Genomic DNA, 18,508 nt, shown 5'->3' with positions numbered 1-18,508 from the left:
AGTCTTTAGAACGGATAGTGGCGTTCTGCGGTCTGCATGGTCACCCAGCGGGTTTCGGTAAAGGCATTGATGCCCTGCTGGCCGCCGAAATGGCCATAGCCCGAGGCCTTGACGCCGCCAAACGGCATCTGGGCTTCGTCATGCACCGTGGGGCCGTTGATATGGCAGATGCCGGCCTCGATGCGCGCCGCCACACGCCAGCCGCGGGCCGTGTCCCGGGTGAAGACTGCGGAGGACAGACCGAACTCGTTGTCATTGGCCGTGGCAATCGCTTCTTCCTCGCCGTTCACGCGCACGATGCCCTTGACCGGGCCGAAGGTCTCCTCGTGGAAGATGCGCATCGCGGGCGTCACATGGTCGATCAGCGTGGCGGGCATCAGCGTGTTCTCTGCCTTGCCGCCGCAGACGATTTTTGCGCCCTTGGCCAGCGCGTCATCGATCATGGCATTGCAGCGCTCCACCGTGGCCAGATCGACCACCGAGCCCAGCACCACGGGGCCCTTGCGCGGGTCGCCCAGCGGCAGGCTGCTGGCCTTGGCGGCAAACTTGGCGATGAACTCGTCGGCCACCTTGTTATCCACCACGAAGCGCTCGGTGGACATGCAGATCTGCCCTGAGTTGGCAAACGCGCCAAAGGTGGCTGCGTTCACGGCCGCATCGATATCGGCATCGTCCAGCACCAGGAAGGGGGCCTTGCCGCCAAGCTCCAGCAGCGCGGGTTTGAGATACCTGGCGCAGGTCTGGCCGATGATGCGGCCCACGCGTGTGGAGCCGGTAAAGCTCACGCGGCGCACGGCGGGATGGGCCACGATGGCTTCGACCACGCTGCCCGCGTCGGCGGGCGCATTGGTCACAAAGTTCACCACGCCGGCGGGCAGGCCTGCGTCCTGCAGCGCCTCGATGATCAGGCCGTGGGTGGCGGGGCAGAGTTCCGATCCCTTGAGAATCACGGTATTGCCGCAGGCCAGGGCCGTGGAGATGCTGCGCACGGCCAGGATCACGGGGGCATTCCAGGGCGCGATACCCAGCACCACGCCGGCGGGCTGGCGCACGGCCATGGCCACGCTGCCAGGCACGTCCGAGGGGATGATCTCGCCATTGATCTGCGTGGTCAGCGAAGCTGCTTCCAGCAGCATGCTGGCGGCCAGATGCACGTTGAAGCCAGCCCAGATGCCCGAAGCGCCGGTTTCTGCGGCCATGGCCGCAGCAATCGCTTCGCCCTTGGCTTCCAGCGCCTGCGAGGCCTTCATCAGCATGGCGCGGCGGGCGTTCGGCCCCAGTTGCGACCAGGCGGGGAAGGCTGCTGCCGCTGCATCGCAGGCGCGAATCGCGTCCTCGGTCGTGGCTGCCGGGGCGCGTGTGGCCACGCTGCCATCCAGCGGGTTCCTGCGTTCAAAAGTCGCGCCATTGCCGGCTGCGCATTCCTGGCCGTCTATCAGCATTTTTTGTTCGATCATTTGTGTCTCCTTTTAAGTGTCGAGCCAGTCGATAAGACTGGTAATTGTTCAGGGCCTTCAATGAAGTGCGGCCTGGTAAAGGGGTGCCGAGCAAGGGCCTAGGCGGCCCAGCCGCCCCGCAGCGTGGGCTGCCCCAGCATGGGCTGCCCCAGCGAGGGTGCCGTCCCCCTCCGGGGGAAGCGGCAAGGCCGCTCAGCGGGATTCATCTCAATGTTCACCGCCTAAATAAGCGCGGCGCACGGCGGGGCTGCTGCTGAGTTCTGTAGCCGAACCCTCACCCACAATGCGCCCGGTTTCGAGCAGATAGCCGCGATCGGCAATCGCCAGGCTCTGGCGCGCGTTCTGCTCCACCAGCAGCACGCCCATGCCCAGTGTCTTGATGCGCGCCAGGGCTGCGAACAGCTCTTTGCACATCAGCGGCGACAGGCCCAGCGAAGGCTCGTCCAGCAGCAGGATATCGGGCTGGCTCATCAGCGCGCGGCCCACGGCCACCATCTGCTGCTCGCCGCCGCTCATGGTGCGCACGGCCTGGGGCAGACGGTCGCGCAGCTTGGGAAAGAGGGCGAAAACCTGCTCCAGATTGCTGGCCTCGTTGGCGCGCGCGCGCCGGGGCTGGGCTCCCAGCAGCAGGTTTTCCTTGACGCTGAGATCGCCGAACACGCCGCGCCCCTCGGGCACCAGGGCCAGGCCGGCTTGCACGATGGCATGCTGGGGCAGCTGCATCAGCTCCTGGCCCGCCAGCTGGGCGCTGGCGCCGGCCTGGGGCGTGACCATGCCGCCCAGCGCCTTGAGCAGGCTGGACTTGCCCGCGCCGTTGGCGCCCAGCATGACGACCAGCTCGCCGGGCCGCACCTGGAGGCTGACCTGGTGCAGCGCCTCATGCTTGCCGTAGCTCACCGAGATATTGCGCACTTCAAGCATGGCGAACCTCCGCTGACCGGTCTTCATCTGCACTCACATCTTCCCCCAGATAGGCACGCACCACCTCGGGCTCTTTGAGCACCTGGGCCGTGGGGCCGTCGGCTATTTTTGTGCCCGCGTTCATCACCACGCAGCGGCTGCACAGCGCGTGTACGGCGTCCATCACATGTTCGACCATGAGAATCGTCAGCCCCGTGGCCTGCAGCTGCCGGATCAGTGCAATGCCCTGCTGCAGCTCCGTGGGGTTCAGGCCTGCCAGCCATTCGTCGAGCAGCAGGATCTGCGGCTCCAGCGCCAGCGCGCGGGCCAGCTCCAGGCGCTTCTGGTTGATATAGGTGAGATCGCCTGCGGGAGTATTCGCAAATTCGGCCAGACCCACCTGACTGAGCAGTTGCAGGGCACGCGCGGCGGCAGGTTTGCCAAACAGGGGTCTGGGCTTGAAGGCCATGCCGGCAATGACGTTGTCAGTGCAGCTCATGGAGCCCAGCACCTTGACCAGCTGGAAGGTGCGCGCCACGCCCAGGCGGGCGATCTGGTGGCTTTTGAGTTGGTGGATGGGCTTGCCGTTGAATACGATCTCGCCGCCGTTGACGGGCAGAGCGCCCGAGATCAGATTCATGGCCGTGGTCTTGCCCGAGCCATTGGGGCCGAGCAGGCCCACGACCTCGCCCGGGTAGACGTCAAAGCTCAGTTCGTTGACGGCCACCAAGCCGCCGAAGCGCCGGGTGGCGCCGTGCACGGAAAGCAGGGTGGCGGTCTTCATGGCTGCTCTCCCTTGCTGGCCGAATTCCTGCCCAGCAGCCTGGCCAGCACGCCAGACAGGCCCTGGGGAATGAAGTACACGATCACGATGAACACCAGGCCCAGCAGAATCGAGAAATGGTTGGGGAAGTTGGCACCCAGGTACTCGAACAGCAGCACCAGCGGGACGGCCCCCAGAATCGGGCCGAACAGCGCGCCAGCACCGCCGAGCAAGGCCATGATCAGGGTCTGGAACGAGACGGCGGGAGCAAAGGCAATGCTGGGGTCGATATAGGTCCAGCGCGGAGCCATGATGGCGCCCGTGACGGTGATGAACACGGCGCTGACGGCGAACAGCAGCAGCTTGGCCGTGGTGGTGTTGATGCCCACATGGGTGGCCACGGTCTCGTCCTCGCCAATCACGCGCAGGGCCAGACCCAGGCGCGAGCGGTTGATGAGGGCGCGCAGCGCCAGCACCAGGGCCAGCATGGCCAGCAGCTGCCAGTAGATGTCGAGCTGAGTGATCTCCACAAACGCATAGCGGCCCAGGTCCTTGGTGATGTTCACCTCCCACCAGGTCACGAGCTGCTTGACCAGCTCGGCCAGGCCAAAGCTGAAGATCACAAAGTACACGCCCGACAGCCGCAGCGTGGACAGGCCCACCAGCAGCGCCGTGACCAGACCTACGCCGGCCGCAATCGCCAGCACGGCGGCCCAGGGCAGGGATTCACCAAACACGGCGGTAACGTAAGCGCCGAGGCCAAAGAAGGCCACGGTGGCCAGCGAGATATAGCGCGTAGGCCCCGAGAACAGCGCCCAGGCCGTGGCCAGCACGCAGTACATCAGGATGCTGATCATGAGCGAGAGGTAGTACTCGTCCGTCAGCCAGCGCGGCAGCAGTGCCAGCCCCAGCAGGGCGGCGGCGCTGACGGCCCAGATCAGGATTTCCTTGCGATGGTTCGGATTCATCGTGCGGCCCTCCCGAACAATCCTGTGGGCTTGAACAGCAGCACCAGCAGGAACACCGCGTAGTTGACGGCCAGCGTCAGGCCGGGGTCGACAAAGGAGGCCACCAGTGTTTCGGCAAAGCCCAGCAGCATGCCGGCCACCAGGCAACCCATGAGATTGCCCACGCCGCCCATGATGACGACGATCAGCGCCTTCATCGCAAACATGGTGCCCATGCCGGCCGAGAAGGGCAGAAACATGCTGACCAGCACGCCGCAGACCGCCACCAGCGCGCCGCCCAGACCGTAGGCCAGTGCCGCCGTACTGCGCACATTGATGCCGACCAGATGTGCGAACTGCGGTGCCACGGACACGGCGCGCACCACGGCGCCGGCGCGGGTGCGCGTCAGCAGCAGGTACAGGCCGCCGCCCAGCACGATCGCAAAGCCCAGCACCAGCAGACGGTTGGCCGCGACCTTGCTGCCCAGGATCTCCACGGGTTCGGACAGATAGCTGTAGCTGTGATAGTCGCCGCCGAACATCACCAGCATGACGCCCTGCACGACGAACAGCATGCCGAAGGTGGCCAAAATTGAATCCACCTCCAGCGCCGGCCCGCCCTTGGCGCGGCGCACCAGCGGGGTCAGCAGCAGCTGATAGATCAGCCACTGGATGGCAAAGCCCAGCGGCACCACCAGCAGCACCAGAAGCAGCGGTGAAATACCCCAGCTGCTCACCGCAAAAAAGGCCAGAAAGGCCGGTGCAATCAGAAACTCCCCATACGAGAGATTCATGATGCGCGCCACGCCATACTGCAGCGTCAGCCCCATGGCCACCAGGCCGTAGAGCCCGCCCAGCATGGCGCCAGCAAGAAGGATGTCTATTAAATTCATAGCGTATACCGCTGGTGATTCATTGTTCTTGTTGTGAAATCAATGCAAAGTGAAGGCAAGACATGCGCAACCAGCTCTTGTTTTGATAGTTATTGCGGAGCTGGGCACACTCGTGACCATGGGGTATCAGAGATGCCGAGCAAGAGCCGCCTCGCGGCGATGGCATCGTCCCCCTCCCATAGCGCAAAGCGCGTAGAGAGAGGGGGAAGGCGCGCAGCGCCTCAGGGGGTGCTTCTAGGGATCACCGCAGGTTTGACGCCCGCCCGTGTAGTCGGCGCAATCGCATTGAACTCGCCGTTCTGCCACTGGCCCACATGCCAGAGCTTGGTCAGCATCTGGCCTTCGAGCTTCACGGGGCCGAGCACGGTCTCGAAGCTGCCGCTCTTGAGCTCCTGGGTCACGGCGGCGCGATCGATCTTGCCCACGCGCTCGATGGCCTGCTGCAGCATCTGCAGCGAGGTGTAGACGATGGGGCTGGCAAAGCGGTCCGACTCCTGGCCGGTCACTTCCTTGAAGCGCTTCAGATAGGCCTGCATCTGCGGGTTGCCCGCATCGATGCCGCCCGGCGCCATCACGCCTTCGGCCGCTGCGCCGAACTTGCCCTTGAACATGGGGAACTGCGTGCCCACGCCGGTGAAAAGCACCTTGGGAGTCAGGCCCAGCGTCCTGGCCTGCTCGTTGATCAGCATGGTGTCGGGCGGATAGGAGTAGGCCACGAAGGTGTCGGCACCCTTGCCCTTGGCCTCGTTGATGACGGGCGTCATGTCCTGCGTGCCGATCGGGTAGCTCTTGTCGTAGACCAGCTCGAAGCCATGCTGCTTGGCGGCCTTGCGCGTGGCATTGGCCAACTCCACGCCAAAGCCGTCGGCGATGTTGATCATGGCGATCTTGTTGTTGATCTTGCCGTCCTTCTTGGCCTTTTCCAGCATGGCGACCAGGCCCTCGGCATATTCGCCGCCCGTGCCCAGGAAGAAGAAGGCATGCTTCCAGCGCTTGGCCAGATCGGGGGCCTTGTCGGTCACCGAGGTGGCGGCCAGCAGCGGGTATTTGTGTTTTTCGTAGGTCGGACCCACGGCCAGGTTGGAGCCCGTGCCCCAGGGCGGCAGCACGAAGTCCACCTTGTCCTGGGTGATCAGGCGCTCGGTGGCGCGCACGGCCTCCTCGGTGCTGGAGCGGTCGTCGTATTCGATGACCTCGATGGGCACGCGCTTGTTGTAGGCCTTGAGCATGATGCCGCCGGCGTCGTTGATCTCCTTGACCCAGAGCTTGTAGTTGGGCGCCGTGGTCACGGAAGTACCGCCCGCGTTGACGCCGGTCTTGGCAATTGCCCAGCCGATACGGATGGACTTGGGCGCTTCCTGGGCCAGGGCCTGGCCGCACAGGCCCGCCAGGGCCGTGGCTGCGACCAGGCTTTTGAGAACAAAACGCTTGTCGGCGAATGTCATGTTTGTCTCCTTTTGATGGACGGGTGTCCGGGTTTTCGGCCATCGTAGGAAATCGCGGCGCAAGGGGCTTGTCTGTGCGTGCACTGCGTCTTGTCTGTGCATGCAAGTGTCTGTGGGTAAACACTGATTTCCCTGCGAGGCGCCGGTTTTGCCCGGCCCCTGGTCTGGATTGCTATGGATAATGAAGCATCCTGTTACTTCTTCAGGAGCCCAGATGCGGCCAGACATTCCTGCCTACCAAGTGACCGAGAAGATGACCGAGATGCAAGGTGCCCAAGCCGTGGGCGCCTGGCAGCACTGGATGTCCACGCTCTATGGACTGGAGAGCGATGTCTATGGCGATCAGCATTTCTCGGCGCGGCTGGGAACCCTGGAGCTGGGGCCGGTGGGCATGACCCGGATCGAGGCCAGCCGCCATCGCGTGCGGCGCACTTCGGCCAGCATGGCACGCCACAGCACCGACTTTCTCAAGATCGTGGCCCCCTGGCATGGCGAGGCCCGCGTCTGCCAGAACGGGCGCGAAGCCGTGGCGCGCAGCGGCCAGTGGCTGATCTATGACACCACGCAGGAGTACGAGGTGCTCAACCCCGAGTGGTGCGAGCATCTGATCATCACCTTGCCCAAAAGCCGCTTCGAAGACCATGGCCGCGCCATCGACGCCCTCATGGGGCGCTATGTGGGCGGCAGCGAAGGCGTATCCCGCATTGCGCTGGACATGATGCGCGGCACTTTTGCCGAATGTCGGGCCATGGGCCAGGGACTGGCCCAGCATGTGACGGATTCGCTGCTTCAGTTGATCCAGCTGTCCCTGCTCGATGCCTGCGGCCGCGCGGCCTCGCTGAGCGCCAGCGAGCTGCTGCAGGGCCGCATCAAGGCCTATGTGCGCCAGCATCTGCGCGATCCTGCCCTGAGCGTGGATGCCGTAGCCGCAGCGCTCAACTGCAGCAAGCGTCATCTCTACAACGCCTTTGCCGATGAGAGCTTGTCCATCAGCCAGCATATCTGGGCCGAGCGCGTGGCCCTGTTCCAGCGCGAACTGCTCAGTCCTGCCAATCGCCACTGCACCCTGACCGAGCTGGCGCTGGCCAGCGGCTTTGCCAGCGGCGCGCATCTGAGCCGCCTGTTCAAGCAGCACACGGGGCAGACGCCGGCGCAGTTCAGGGCAGGCGTGCAGTCTTCGAGTCTGCTGAACTAGGCATTAAATTGGCCTTAAACCCAATCCAGGAAATCGCAAACAGCTATTGATACAATAGCAAACAAGAAGCAAACAAGAAGCAAACAAGAAGCAAACAAGAAGCAAACAAGAAGCAAACAAGAAGCAAACAAGGAAAAGAAAGCCACCTGGCGTTTTCAAATCAGGTGGCTTTAAAAATTTGAGGCTAGGGCGCAGCAATTGAACAGGCATGCCCCATCAAAGGACAGCAAGCAAGCGCCGCCGCGCAGCAAAGCTGTCGTCCCCCTCCCGCATTGCGAAGCAAAGCGAGAGAGGGGGAAGGCGCAAAGCGCCTCAGGGGGAGATCAAATGTTTATTCCGCACTTGCCCGGGGCCAGAATCCCATTGGGGTCCAGAGCACGCTTGATCTTGCGCTCGATATCGCGCTTGACCGGACCGTAGCTCTGCGCCACGCGCTCCTGGAAGGCCGTGTTCACGCGGTACACGGCATAGCCTTCCTTCTCGAACTCGTCCAGCAGCTCGGCAAAGCAGGCGTTGGCGCGCTTGGTTTCCTCTTCGTTGCTGCGGTCGTAGAGCACATCGATGACATGGTGCATATCGCGCCAGCCGACGATGAACTCGCCCACATAGTCCAGGCCATGCTTGTTGAGGATCTTCTTGGCCAGCGACTTCTGCTTGTCGCACTCGCTGCCGCGCGCCTGCGACACAGGGGCAAACCACATCGAGCCGCCACCCCCGCGCCAGTTGTAGAGGCCGAATTCCTGCAGGTTGGGCACGCCCGACATGAGCTGGGCACGGTACTTGAAGGGCTGGGTGTCGCCAGCCATCTCCTCGGTGATCAAGCGGCCCTTGCCCAGTTTCTTGAGCGCGTCCTGCACGATCTTGAAGTTGACGTCGACCTGCTCCCTGGTGCCGTACAGCGCAGCGTAGACATTCCAGGCGCCCAGATGCTTGTCTTTCTGGATCTGCTTGAGGATGGCGTCCGGCGTATGGCCGGGCTCGGTGGTGTAGTCCGAGCGGCGGGTGTTGCAGGTGGATGCTTCCCACAGCACGCCGGCAATCACCACCGAGTTGGGGATGACCTGGGCGATGCGCAGGGGGCGGATGAATTCCACGATCTCGGAAATATCGCTGTCTTCGTCGAACTGGATTTCCAGCGGCTTGAAGACCGGGGGCTTGGGCATCAGCCAGAAACCCATCTTGGTGCAGATGCCGTAATTGGACTGGGTGAACATGCCGTCCAGCGTCGGGCCGTAGCCCCATTTGAACACCTGCCAGGCCTTGTCGCCCTTGACGCCTCCCATGCCGGTGCGCAGCACATCGCCGTTGGCCATCACCACCTCCATGCCGCACTGCATCATGAAGTGTTCGCCATAGGGGGTGTAGCCCACGCCGCGGTCCATGGTGTTGCCCAGAGGACCGGCAATGGCCGAGGGTGCCGAGAACGACAGCATCAAGGGAATCTTGTTCTCTTCGAGGTAGTCGTAGAGCATCTGGTAGGTCACGCCAGGCTCGACCAGGGCCGTGCACAGCTCGGGGTCCACGTGGATGATCTTGTTCATCTTGCGCAGATCCAGCACCACCTGGCCGCGCTGGCCCGGTGCGGCCGAGCCGTAGCCGAAGTTGCGGCCGGTGGAGATGGTCCACACGGGCACCTTGTGCGCGTTGCAGATCTTGACGACCTCTTGCACCTGCTCCACGGTGGTGGCGGTTACCACGGCGGAAGGTGTGTGCTCTTCGGTAGGCACAGCCATCATCACCTTGGTGTAGGGACGAACCAGCTCGTCCTTGATCATCACATTGTCTTCGCCCAGGGCCTTCTTGAACTGGGCGATGGCCGCATCAAAGCTGCTCTCGCTCATGCCCTTGGGCAGGGCCATGTATTTGCTTGTCATGCTCTGCTTTCCTTGTTTCTTAGATTACGCAGCTAAAGGACACGCGGGCTTCCTTGCCTGCTGCCGCCGTGGTGGTGTCCATGACTTGACTGGACGCCAGCGACCGACCCAGCGCCTGGGCCCAGTCGGCTGCAGCGCCGTCCACGCGATGGTGTTCCACGGCCAGCACGCGGCCACCGGAGGATCGGACCAGATCCAGCACCAGCGTGGCCGAGGCGTCATCGAGCAGACCCACCAAAAGGGTTTCCTGGCTGTCGGCCAGCAGCTCGCCCAATTGGTTGAATGCAGCGCTGTTGAAGCGCGGCGCGATAAATCCAGCCGCGTAGATGAGATAAATGCGAGAAGATTCAATTTCGCCACAGGAAAGAGAATTACAGAATCACAGTCAGTAGTTCCAGCTTAGGATGGGCAAAACAACTTCTGCACTGATGAAATGGGACCGATAGATATCTCGCACGGTTTGGATGATGACGCGGTGATCAGCCGCTACATGAGCTTCGCGGCATTTGCCTCAACTTTGCTATCTAAGAAGCTGTTCTTCAACACAGTTAGTCAATTCGAGGACAAAAGCGAGGGCGCAGCAACCTTAATTGATGCTCTAGTCAACTCCAACACCCCTGCGCTTCTTGACTATGCAGTTAACTCTATGTGGCCAGGGACCATTGGAACGTCCCCTAGGCAAACTGTTGAATCGTTGGAGGCGAAGGCGCGCAAAGCGGACCTGGAAAAGCCCTTGACGTTTGAGACTCCGTTTGGGGACTACACAGACAAAGCCCCAGCGCTTGGCTACGAGGGAGTTCTCCACAAGCTTCGTGACTGGATAGATGTTGCTTGCTGGCATGAGAGTGTCGATGAAAGCCTAGCCATGTGGAGGATCTACGGCCGCACGAACGAAGCTGTTTGCATCACCTCTACTGTGGGGCGACTGAAACGCGCTCTGCGCTTGGCTGACGATATGAAGTGTCACATTGCCAAAGTGCACTACATCAATCATGAGATTGACCCCTTTCAGACAGGTTCGTCATTTGCCTCAGTTCTGCACAAGATGCATGCCTACGAGTTTGAGAAAGAAGTTCGTGCCATCGTTTGGAAGCCCTCCAGTGTGTTCACTGAACGCAGAGAGTCATTCGGCAGTCTGATTGACATAGACCTGCCAACCTTGATTACGGGTGTCCGCCTATCTCCAGACTCTAAGCCGTGGCTCCTCCACCTAGTCAGGTCTATGCTGGACAGAGAGGGGCTACGTGTTCCTCTCTCCGGTTCTGTCCTTGATAGAAACCCTTGGAAAAAGCACTCATAGATTGATATCCAAGGCGTCTCCCTCGACGCCTACCGGCGCCCCAGCCGTCACCGGCAGCAGAGAAACCGCCAGGCGCGTGCCGGCTGGATACGGTGGCAGGAGCAGCTCGCGGCCGAGGACTGTGATGTGGCCAGCGACGGGGATTTGCTGGCTGGGCCCTCCGTTCACCGAGACCCTGACATCGGCACCATGGGCCGCTTCCAGCTCCCATGCCAGGAGCGTCCCACCATCGGGCAGCGGTGCGGCCGACAGATTGAAGGCCCTGGCCACGCGGCGCTCGCCGCTGGCCACCTCGGGCACCACACCCAGGCCCCACTCCAGCGGGTAGTACTGCTCATATTCATCACGAACCGTCATGCGCACGCGCCTGGAGCTGCTGGGCTCCATGCTGATGATGCGCACGCGCTTGCCGGGCGTCTGCTGTGGGCCGCCCAGGAACGTCCAGTCTTCGGGTACCGTGTCCTCCCACTCTGCGGACGCCTGCGGGTTCGGTGTGCCTGCATCCAGCCAGCCTGGCGCGGCCGAGGCTGGCCAGTTGCCCACCAGGGCTAGCCGACGCGTACGGCCTACAGGCTTGGCGCAGCGCACGCTGAAAGGGTCGCCGCCTGGCGGTGTGACCATCAGATAGAAGTCATTGCCGTCTGGCAGCTCCACCTCGGCCGACAAATCCACCCAAGCCACGCGGGTGCCTGTCAGGCCCAGGCCGACCAGGCGGCCGCTGAATGCCCAACGGGTCAGGTCGTGGCCGAGCTGGATGATGTCGCCCGTGGCCACGGTCAATCCCATGATGGAACTCTCCCATGTGATCGTGCGGCGGTGGTAGTGCTTCGAGGCGGCCAACAGGTTGACCAGGCGCTGGGCTTGGGCCTTGGGCATGCTGTATGTGGCTTGGCTGACCTGCTGATTGACGGGCAGCGTGACGCCTGGAACCTTGGCATAGACCGTGTCTGCCTCATAGTCGTTATCGGCCTGGCTGTATGAGAGCCCGAACTCGTCGACCGTGTCGTCCGTGATGTAGGCGATCTTGAACGTGCCCGCGATGATGTTGCTCGCACCAAAGGCCGCCACCCAGGGCTGGCCATCTCTTTCCCACCAAACCGACAGCTTGCCGGGCGCCCAGGTTTTCCGGGCCCGGCCCGCTGCAGCGATGTCATCGAGCACGGTGCCCGCACTGCGCGCGCCGCTCAGCAGCATGCGGCAGGTCAGCTGAGCTGCAGCGCAGTACTGCCCCCAGGCAACCAACGTGCCGTAGTCGATGCGGGCATTGGGCAGGCCGGCGCCAAAGAGGCGCTCGCCATTGCTGGCTGATGGCTCATCCAACCAGCCAGCCTGGCCCAGGTGGGCCGGCGCGGCATAGGAATTGAGGAAGCCGCCGCGCGAGAAGTAGAGGAACAGCCAGGCAGGATTCGTGCTGTATGTCCACTGCCAGGCGCCGGCACCTACTGCCGGCATGGAGCCGTCCCAGGGAGCCGACGAATTCCAGACCCAGCATTTATGGCGCAGCAGGGCCGAGTAGCGGTCGATTCGGCCATTGAGCTGGCCTGTCGCCTTGACCATCATCCCCCGACGCAACTGCGCTGGGTACAGAGCATCGGTATCGCGGAAGACCTTGAGGCGTGTCCATTCGATCTCGGCCACATTGTTTGCATCGGTGTACTCAGGGGTGACACGTCGCACGCGGAACTTGGCCGCAGCCTGGGGGAGCATGGCCGAAAACGTCTCACGCAGCGGCCGGGTGCTGCCATTACTGAGAGTCATGGGAGAAAACGGCATCGGTTGCCAGGCGTTCGATCCTGGCAGTTGATACTCGGCCACCACCTGGCAGGTCAGATTCTCGAAGCCGCCGCTTGCTTGCCGCAGCAGACGGCCCGAAATATCCATCTGTATGAATCTGCCGGCGACAGAGCCTCTGCGTTCTATCCAGCCGTCATTCTCGACATTTGCCCGCTGTTCCAGGGCGCCGCCATCGACGGTCTGCACGTTGCCAGGGTAGATATCCGTCGGCCAGCCAGCGCTTGCGTAACCGCGCAGCACTGTGCGGTCGGCCTGACCAGGCGGTGTTGCACTGCTGTGCAGCTCGATGGCGTTGTACTGGCTGACAGCGTTGGCACCGATGCGTTCGTCGCTGATGGCCAGGTCGCCAAACCCATAATTGAAGACACTCGTGACGCGCTCTGTGTTGTAGATGATGGTGTAGCCGTAGCGCACCAGGACGGGCAGCGGTGTACCCAATGGATTCCAGGCCATATCAGTCTCCTCCACCACTTTCTGGTGGGGTGATCTGCACCAGGTAGTCCTCATAGGTTGTCACCGAGTCGAACAGCCCTTGGTGGCTAATCACAAAGGTATGCGGCTGAGTGACCGTTCCGCCGCTGCTGCTGGTATAGGTGCGGCTGGCTTGGTCTCCGTAGTACTCAATCGTTCCGCTTTCCCAGACATCTGTACGAATGAGCACCCATGGGGCAATGACTGCTGTGCTCTCGAAGCCGAATGGCGGATGGGTACGGGTTTCATAGACCGGGGTGTTGTTGATCACCTCGGTGGCCGTGCTCGGGTCTGGGACGAATTCGCCAAACGGACGGCCAGCGTAGTCTGGGAATACACGGTGTTCGCCCAGCACCAGTTGCAGTGGCTCATAGTTGCGAGCCGAGTTGGAGCCGCCCTCAATGCTGTACGCCGTGGGCGCATCATCGCCCTGGGCAGAAGCGGCGCTCCGGGCGGACAAGCTGCCGGCCAAGGCGGAAATGGCAAAGGCGATCACGGCATTGGCAGCAAACGCGGCCACAGTTCCCAAAGCGAAGGCGGCAGTCCAGCCAATCTCGCCATACATAACCAGCTTGGCTGCGACTGTGCTGCCCTCGACGATGCCCTTGGCCACCTGGTGCATGACGATCAGGTCAGATACGGTCACGGGCGTCGCGGCCCAATCCTTGGCCGCCACAGGTAGGCCATTGAACATGACGGCTAAGGGCGTTTCAGCCAGGCCCAGTCGCTGGATGATGCTTTGCAGAGTTTCGGTACCGGCCAGAGCAATGGGCAGTACCTTCCGGTCACTGGCTGGGCGCAACGGGTTTGGACACCAGATGACTGAGAGTGTGGGCATCAGAGCCATTGGTAAAAGCCCTCCACGCGGTAGCAACGAGGCAAGCGTGCCAGGGGCTGGCGCATGCTCGACCCGAACAGCGCATCGCTGTGCAGCACATAGGGAACGCCCTGAATTAAGCAATACAGCCCGATGTGGGCCTGGCGGCCGCGTGCCAGCATCAGCACGCCACATCCATCGACGGGCTCCTCGATCCACTTGGCGAAATCAGCCTGGTTGGCTGTGATCAAGGCCGAGCGGTGGGCCAAGTCGTCTGCCTGGCGCCTCGGGAAGTGGATGTCTATGCGGCCGAACTGCTCATGCAAAGCACGTTCGACGAGTTGCGCGCAGTCCAGCACATCGTGTGGGATGTCTATATAAGAGTCAGACCAGTGCATCAGAAAAGCCCCGGAGCGGTTTCCGGCCGGTAGGTGTACGCCACGGCCGCTTTGTTGAGAATGTCGTCATAGCCAAGCTGGCCGGTCACTGCCTTGGTCGTAACTTCGACGTTTCGTAGATCCAGCGTAAGCTCGTCTTCGATGAAATCGGGGGCGCTGCGCATGATCTGCAGAGCAGTGATGACGGCACCACGGCCACCGTGGGTGCGCTCGAAGAAGACGCCCACACCGCCAGACACGTTGCCGATGCTCAGTGCTGCTGCCGGCGTGCGGCCCTCCTGGTCATCTGGCCAGGTGAACTCGAAAGTCGTGGCCACGTATAGATGAGTGCGAGAGACCACGTCCTGGTTGTCGTTGACGAAACGCATGGGCTCGGGCAGCAGCGCATGGGCCAGCTCCAGCAGCACCAGGGGGCGCTCGGCCGGTGCCAGCTGCTGGGCGGCGCGGCGATATCGAGAAGACTTTCGCGTGCTCATGCCCAGTACTCCAGGGTGAAAGAGACCATGAACTCATCCAGGCGGTCGGTGATCGCCTTGTAATCGACCGCACCACCCACGATCCGGGCCCGGCGTAACGTGGCGCCGCTGGGGTCTTCGATATCTGGCCAGGCGAAGAACCTGGCGCCCAGGGCTAGGTCCGTCTTGCGCCAGGCCTCGAACAGCTGCTTGCGCGCCAGGCTATCCAGCCGGTATGTCAGCGGCAGCTCATAGCGGGCCAGGGACTGCACAGGAGCCTGCTCGATAAAGCCGTCCTCCATCTCTGTGCGCTCCACACCGCCCACAGGGCGCAGGGTGTAATCAGTCTCGAATACGAGCTGGGCGTAATCGGGGAATCGGGTGTATGCCATCAGTTGCGCCTCCCTGCCGCATTGATTGCGCTTGAGGCTTTCCCGCCATTGCTTGCGTCCGCGATCATGATTTCTACGACCAGGCGGCCCAATTCCTGTTTGGTTATCGGCTGGCCGACCTGCTGTTTGGGAGTGCCCTGGTTGTTGAAGCGGACCTCCACAGGCTGAGTCTGACCAGGCATGGTGCCGCCGGCGGACGATACAGAGCCGCCCGTGGCAAAGCTCACGCGCTGGCTGGCCGAAGCCAGGCCGCCCAGGGCAAAGCGAGGCTTGGGCAGCCGCAAGGTCCGCACCGCCTCCATGAACGGCAGACCGTAGTGATTCACGGCCTTCTCGGGCTGGATGAACTCGTTATTGCTCACGGCAATGGGGCGCTTGCCGTCGACCAATGCGGCGATGCTGTCGCTGGTGCCCGTGCCAGGGCCCACGATGCGGCCGCCTCCAGTCGAAGGAGATCCGCCCTCGGCGAACCCGAAAATCTTGCCGATGCTGCCAAAAATGCCGCCGATGACAGTTCCGCCGCCGCTCACATCAGGCGTAAACAGGTTGGTAAGCAGCCGCTTGATGTCGCTGCGCACGATGTCACCGGCAATCTGGCGTAGGGTCGCGCTGGCGACCTCGCTGAGACTCTTGAAGTTCGTCACGGCATTGGCCGCAGCATCCGCCACGCCATCGATGACGGTATTGCGCAGGCGGGTGCCAAGGTTGACGACCACAGGCGTGGCGCTGGACACCTCATTCTTGAGCTGGCCAATGCTGGTGCTCATGTTGTCGATGGCGACCTGTGCTTCGGGCGGCAGGCTGTCGCGCACGCGCTCCAGCTCCTGGACGATGGATTGCAGCACTGGCACCTGAGCCGCGCGGGCCTGCCTGATGCGAGCCTCGGCCTCGATCTGGCTGATCGTTCCCTGCGTGGCCTGCGTCTGCACGGCCTGCTCGATGACACCGAGCTGGCTCTGAAGGCGCTGCGCCTCTGCAAGCTTATTGTTGAACTCGGCCTGAGCAGCACCAGCCTCTATCAATAATTGGACCTGCTGGCGAGACTTTTCGGCATCCGCAGGATTCGACTGGCGGCCAGCGGCGCGTAACTCCTCCGCATATTGCAGCTCCAACTGCTTTCGGATGGCCTCACGGTCAAACTGCCCAGTCAATGCAGCTGTATCTACACGCAGTCTCACGACAAGGTTTGCCAACTTCAACTCTTCAGAGCGCCGCCATTTGTCCAACTCGCGCGTGGAATCTACCTTCGATTGCTCCAAGACCTTGAGCGATGCCTTCAGCTCCACAGCCCGAGTCTTTGTCGTGCCTTTGGCATTCAGCTCTTTTTCTAGAGCCTCACGCTGGGCCTCGTAGTCTTCATTGATGCCAGCCAGGCGCTTTTGGTAGGCCTCCTCAATGCTGACACGGCCTTCTTCCAGCTGGTTGACCAGGAAGGCATCACTGCTCTTGATTGAGGCTTGCAGGGTGCGCAGATTTGAGCGAATCTGCTGGATAGCCTCCTGCTCAGGGGTGTTTCCCTTGGGCGTGCGCGGATTTTTCTTGGCTTTCTCGTCTGCCTGCTTGACCAGTGCGTCTAATTCAGCCTGAGTGATTGACCCTTCATCGCGCCATGCTTGCCATTTCTTCTTGTTCTCGGCCAGGCGCTTCTCTTCGGTTTCAGTGGCTTTCATGGCCGCCGCATACTCTTCCTGGACAGACTTTTTGCGGCGATCCTTGCGAGCAGTAGCAGCCTTGTCGTCGGCCTCTTTTTCTTGCTTATCACGTTGAGCATAAAGAGTGCTCAGCTCGCCTATCGCGTTGTTGAGCAGTTGCGGCATTTGTTGATTACCGGCGAGGTTCGTCCCACGGCGCCGCAGATCGGCTGCCATTTGGGTAACACGGTTCTCTTGCTCTTTGATCTGCTCTTCAAGCGTCTTCTGCTTATCAATATTGAGAATCGCGCCCCAGAACTTGCGCGCAACATCGGCCGCTGCATTCAGCGCCCGCATCAGCACACCGAGGTTTTCAGGCACCACGCGGCCGAAGTGGTCAGCAGCCTGCCGGCTCAGTTCGAGCTGGGCTTCCTCGACTCGGCCTTGCTCGACCAGGTCGGCGATGTGCCGGCGCTGCGTTGCCGAGAGGAAATTGAACTGATCATCCAGCTGCTTTGCCGCCTTGGCAGGCTCCGCAAACAGTTTGGCCAGGGAGCTTGCCGCCGCATCGGTGGACTGGCCGGTGGCGGCCGCATAACCGTTGATGGCCTTGGTCAGATTGCCGATAACGTCGATGCCGAGGCGACCGGACTGCACCATGGCCACGGCCGCGGACTCGGCCGCGCTCTTGCTGATGCCACTGACTTTGTTGGCCGCCTCTGCCAGGGCTTCGATGCGGCCCTGGGTCGCGCCGGCCGCATTCCCGGTGGTCTGCACAGCCACATTGAAGGCATAGGCCTTTTTCTCGGCCTCAAGGAACAGCAAGGCCAAGGCACCCACACCCAGCGCCAGGCCACCGACGGCAGCCCTCGCAGGTGTGATTGCAGAGGTGATGGCATTAAATGCGGGACCGACACCTCCAAAAGAGTCTTTAATTTGTCCGCCCTGTTGGATGGCCACAAGCCAGATGGGCATGCCGCTGGCGATGCTGGTGGTGATGTCGGTGATCTGTGCGGGCAACATGCGCATTGCCGCTGCTGTTTGCCCTGCAGAAACACCAAGGCCGGCAAAGCGCTGCTGAGCCAGGCCCATGAGGCGTGTGTGCTGGTCCTGGGTGATGAGCCCACGAGCCAGTGCCGTATTCAGTTCATTCTGAGCCTGTGCCAAGCGAAAGGCTTCGCTGGCAGCCGGGTCCAGGCTGGCAATCAGGCGGTCAATGGCCAGTTTTTCACGGTCGGTAGCCTTGGCGGTTTCGTCGGAGCCTTTAGCCTGGCGCTGTTGCTGCTCCTCGTTCTTCCTGCTTTGCTGCCCCTGGGATTCGCGCTGCTTGGTCAGCTCCTGCTCAGACTTGGTTGCACGGTCAGAGGTTTCGGCCTGTTCCTTCTGGGCTGCTGACAGCGCGGCCGTGGCTGTAGCTTGTTCTTGAGTGGCTGTGGCCGCCTGCCTAGCTGTAGCGGCCTGGTCGGAGCTGGGAGTCGACGGAGCCGAGCTAGACGCGGGCGCCGGCACGGCCGACATTTCTGACGAAGCTTTTTTGCCGGCTGCGCCCAGCTCTTGGACTTCGGCAGTGAACGCGCGGACTTCTTTGCGCGCTTCGTCCAGTGCGGCCTGGACCCGCAGTCCGATTTCGAGGTTGTTTGCCATGGACCGCATGGTCTCCCGCCACGGCCATCAGCAATAAGTAAAACGCTTTAGAGTTTGCCCATGAAAAAAGGGGCTCAGATTGAGCCCCCTGCAAGTGCGACGGCCGTGTGGGCCGCCTGGTGTTGTGCATGA

16 protein-coding genes are annotated in these 18,508 nt (G+C 62.1%); 2 read left to right on the top strand and 14 right to left on the bottom strand.

What is annotated here, in order from left to right; translation table 11 throughout:
* Positions 1-5: 5 nt before the first annotated feature.
* From AAIL67_RS13085 to AAIL67_RS13060, 6 genes are all read right to left on the bottom strand, one after another.
* On the bottom strand, positions 6-1,457 hold the full coding sequence (locus AAIL67_RS13085) for an aldehyde dehydrogenase (RefSeq protein ID WP_343484197.1): 1,452 nt from the start codon (positions 1,455-1,457) through the stop codon (positions 6-8).
* A 207-nt stretch (positions 1,458-1,664) separates the two neighbouring features.
* On the bottom strand, positions 1,665-2,378 hold the full coding sequence (locus AAIL67_RS13080; RefSeq protein ID WP_253233530.1) for an ABC transporter ATP-binding protein: 714 nt from the start codon (positions 2,376-2,378) through the stop codon (positions 1,665-1,667).
* Complete coding sequence (locus tag AAIL67_RS13075; RefSeq protein ID WP_343484196.1) at positions 2,371-3,141, bottom strand: ABC transporter ATP-binding protein; 771 nt, start codon at positions 3,139-3,141, stop codon at positions 2,371-2,373. Before AAIL67_RS13075 ends, AAIL67_RS13080 begins: the two co-directional genes overlap by 8 nt.
* A complete protein-coding gene (locus AAIL67_RS13070; RefSeq protein WP_343484195.1) occupies positions 3,138-4,088 on the bottom strand; it encodes a branched-chain amino acid ABC transporter permease in 951 nt (316 codons plus the stop codon). The genes AAIL67_RS13075 and AAIL67_RS13070 overlap by 4 nt, the downstream gene beginning before the upstream one ends.
* The gene (locus AAIL67_RS13065; protein ID WP_043004316.1) at positions 4,085-4,960 is read right to left on the bottom strand and encodes a branched-chain amino acid ABC transporter permease; all 876 of its coding nucleotides are present in this window, start codon (positions 4,958-4,960) and stop codon (positions 4,085-4,087) included. Before AAIL67_RS13065 ends, AAIL67_RS13070 begins: the two co-directional genes overlap by 4 nt.
* 221 nt (positions 4,961-5,181) lie before the next feature.
* Entirely contained in the window at positions 5,182-6,405 is a 1,224-nt protein-coding gene (locus AAIL67_RS13060; protein ID WP_343484194.1) for an amino acid ABC transporter substrate-binding protein, read from the bottom strand.
* Between the two features lie 214 nt (positions 6,406-6,619).
* Here AAIL67_RS13060 and AAIL67_RS13055 point away from each other — a divergent pair, with 214 nt between their 5' ends.
* The gene (locus AAIL67_RS13055) at positions 6,620-7,600 is read left to right on the top strand and encodes an AraC family transcriptional regulator (protein ID WP_034359967.1); all 981 of its coding nucleotides are present in this window, start codon (positions 6,620-6,622) and stop codon (positions 7,598-7,600) included.
* 323 nt (positions 7,601-7,923) lie between these two features.
* Here the strand turns inward: AAIL67_RS13055 and AAIL67_RS13050 are convergent, their stop codons facing one another.
* A complete protein-coding gene (locus tag AAIL67_RS13050; protein WP_034378834.1) occupies positions 7,924-9,474 on the bottom strand; it encodes an FAD-binding oxidoreductase in 1,551 nt (516 codons plus the stop codon).
* Positions 9,475-9,493: 19 nt separating this feature from the next.
* Positions 9,494-9,748, bottom strand: coding sequence for a hypothetical protein (locus tag AAIL67_RS13045; RefSeq protein ID WP_343484193.1), 255 nt, complete (start codon positions 9,746-9,748; stop codon positions 9,494-9,496).
* A gap of 159 nt (positions 9,749-9,907) precedes the next feature.
* On the opposite strand from AAIL67_RS13045, the gene AAIL67_RS13040 reads away from it, so the two are divergent.
* Positions 9,908-10,774, top strand: coding sequence for a hypothetical protein (locus AAIL67_RS13040; protein WP_343484192.1), 867 nt, complete (start codon positions 9,908-9,910; stop codon positions 10,772-10,774).
* Here AAIL67_RS13040 and AAIL67_RS13035 read toward each other — a convergent pair.
* From AAIL67_RS13035 to AAIL67_RS13010, 6 genes are read right to left on the bottom strand one after another with little or no spacing between them, the layout of a single operon-like run.
* Positions 10,769-13,021 (bottom strand): phage tail protein, encoded by a 2,253-nt coding sequence (locus AAIL67_RS13035; RefSeq protein ID WP_343484191.1) that lies wholly within the window; start codon positions 13,019-13,021, stop codon positions 10,769-10,771. The genes AAIL67_RS13040 and AAIL67_RS13035 overlap by 6 nt on opposite strands.
* Before the next feature lies 1 nt (position 13,022).
* Complete coding sequence (locus AAIL67_RS13030) at positions 13,023-13,841, bottom strand: hypothetical protein (RefSeq protein WP_343484190.1); 819 nt, start codon at positions 13,839-13,841, stop codon at positions 13,023-13,025.
* 35 nt (positions 13,842-13,876) lie between these two features.
* Positions 13,877-14,254: a hypothetical protein gene (locus tag AAIL67_RS13025; protein ID WP_343484189.1), complete on the bottom strand. Its 378-nt coding sequence runs from the start codon at positions 14,252-14,254 to the stop codon at positions 13,877-13,879.
* The gene (locus AAIL67_RS13020; RefSeq protein WP_059440638.1) at positions 14,254-14,730 is read right to left on the bottom strand and encodes a DUF1833 family protein; all 477 of its coding nucleotides are present in this window, start codon (positions 14,728-14,730) and stop codon (positions 14,254-14,256) included. Before AAIL67_RS13020 ends, AAIL67_RS13025 begins: the two co-directional genes overlap by 1 nt.
* Entirely contained in the window at positions 14,727-15,101 is a 375-nt protein-coding gene (locus AAIL67_RS13015; RefSeq protein WP_343484188.1) for a hypothetical protein, read from the bottom strand. Before AAIL67_RS13015 ends, AAIL67_RS13020 begins: the two co-directional genes overlap by 4 nt.
* The gene (locus AAIL67_RS13010; RefSeq protein WP_343484187.1) at positions 15,101-18,376 is read right to left on the bottom strand and encodes a phage tail length tape measure family protein; all 3,276 of its coding nucleotides are present in this window, start codon (positions 18,374-18,376) and stop codon (positions 15,101-15,103) included. The genes AAIL67_RS13015 and AAIL67_RS13010 overlap by 1 nt, the downstream gene beginning before the upstream one ends.
* Positions 18,377-18,508: the final 132 nt, after the last annotated feature.

The organism is Comamonas sp. A7-5 (assembly GCF_039581385.1).
Classification (GTDB): domain Bacteria; phylum Pseudomonadota; class Gammaproteobacteria; order Burkholderiales; family Burkholderiaceae_C; genus Comamonas; species Comamonas thiooxydans.
Note: the sequence above shows the minus strand (reverse complement) of the source record. Positions and strands in the feature narration are given on the sequence as shown.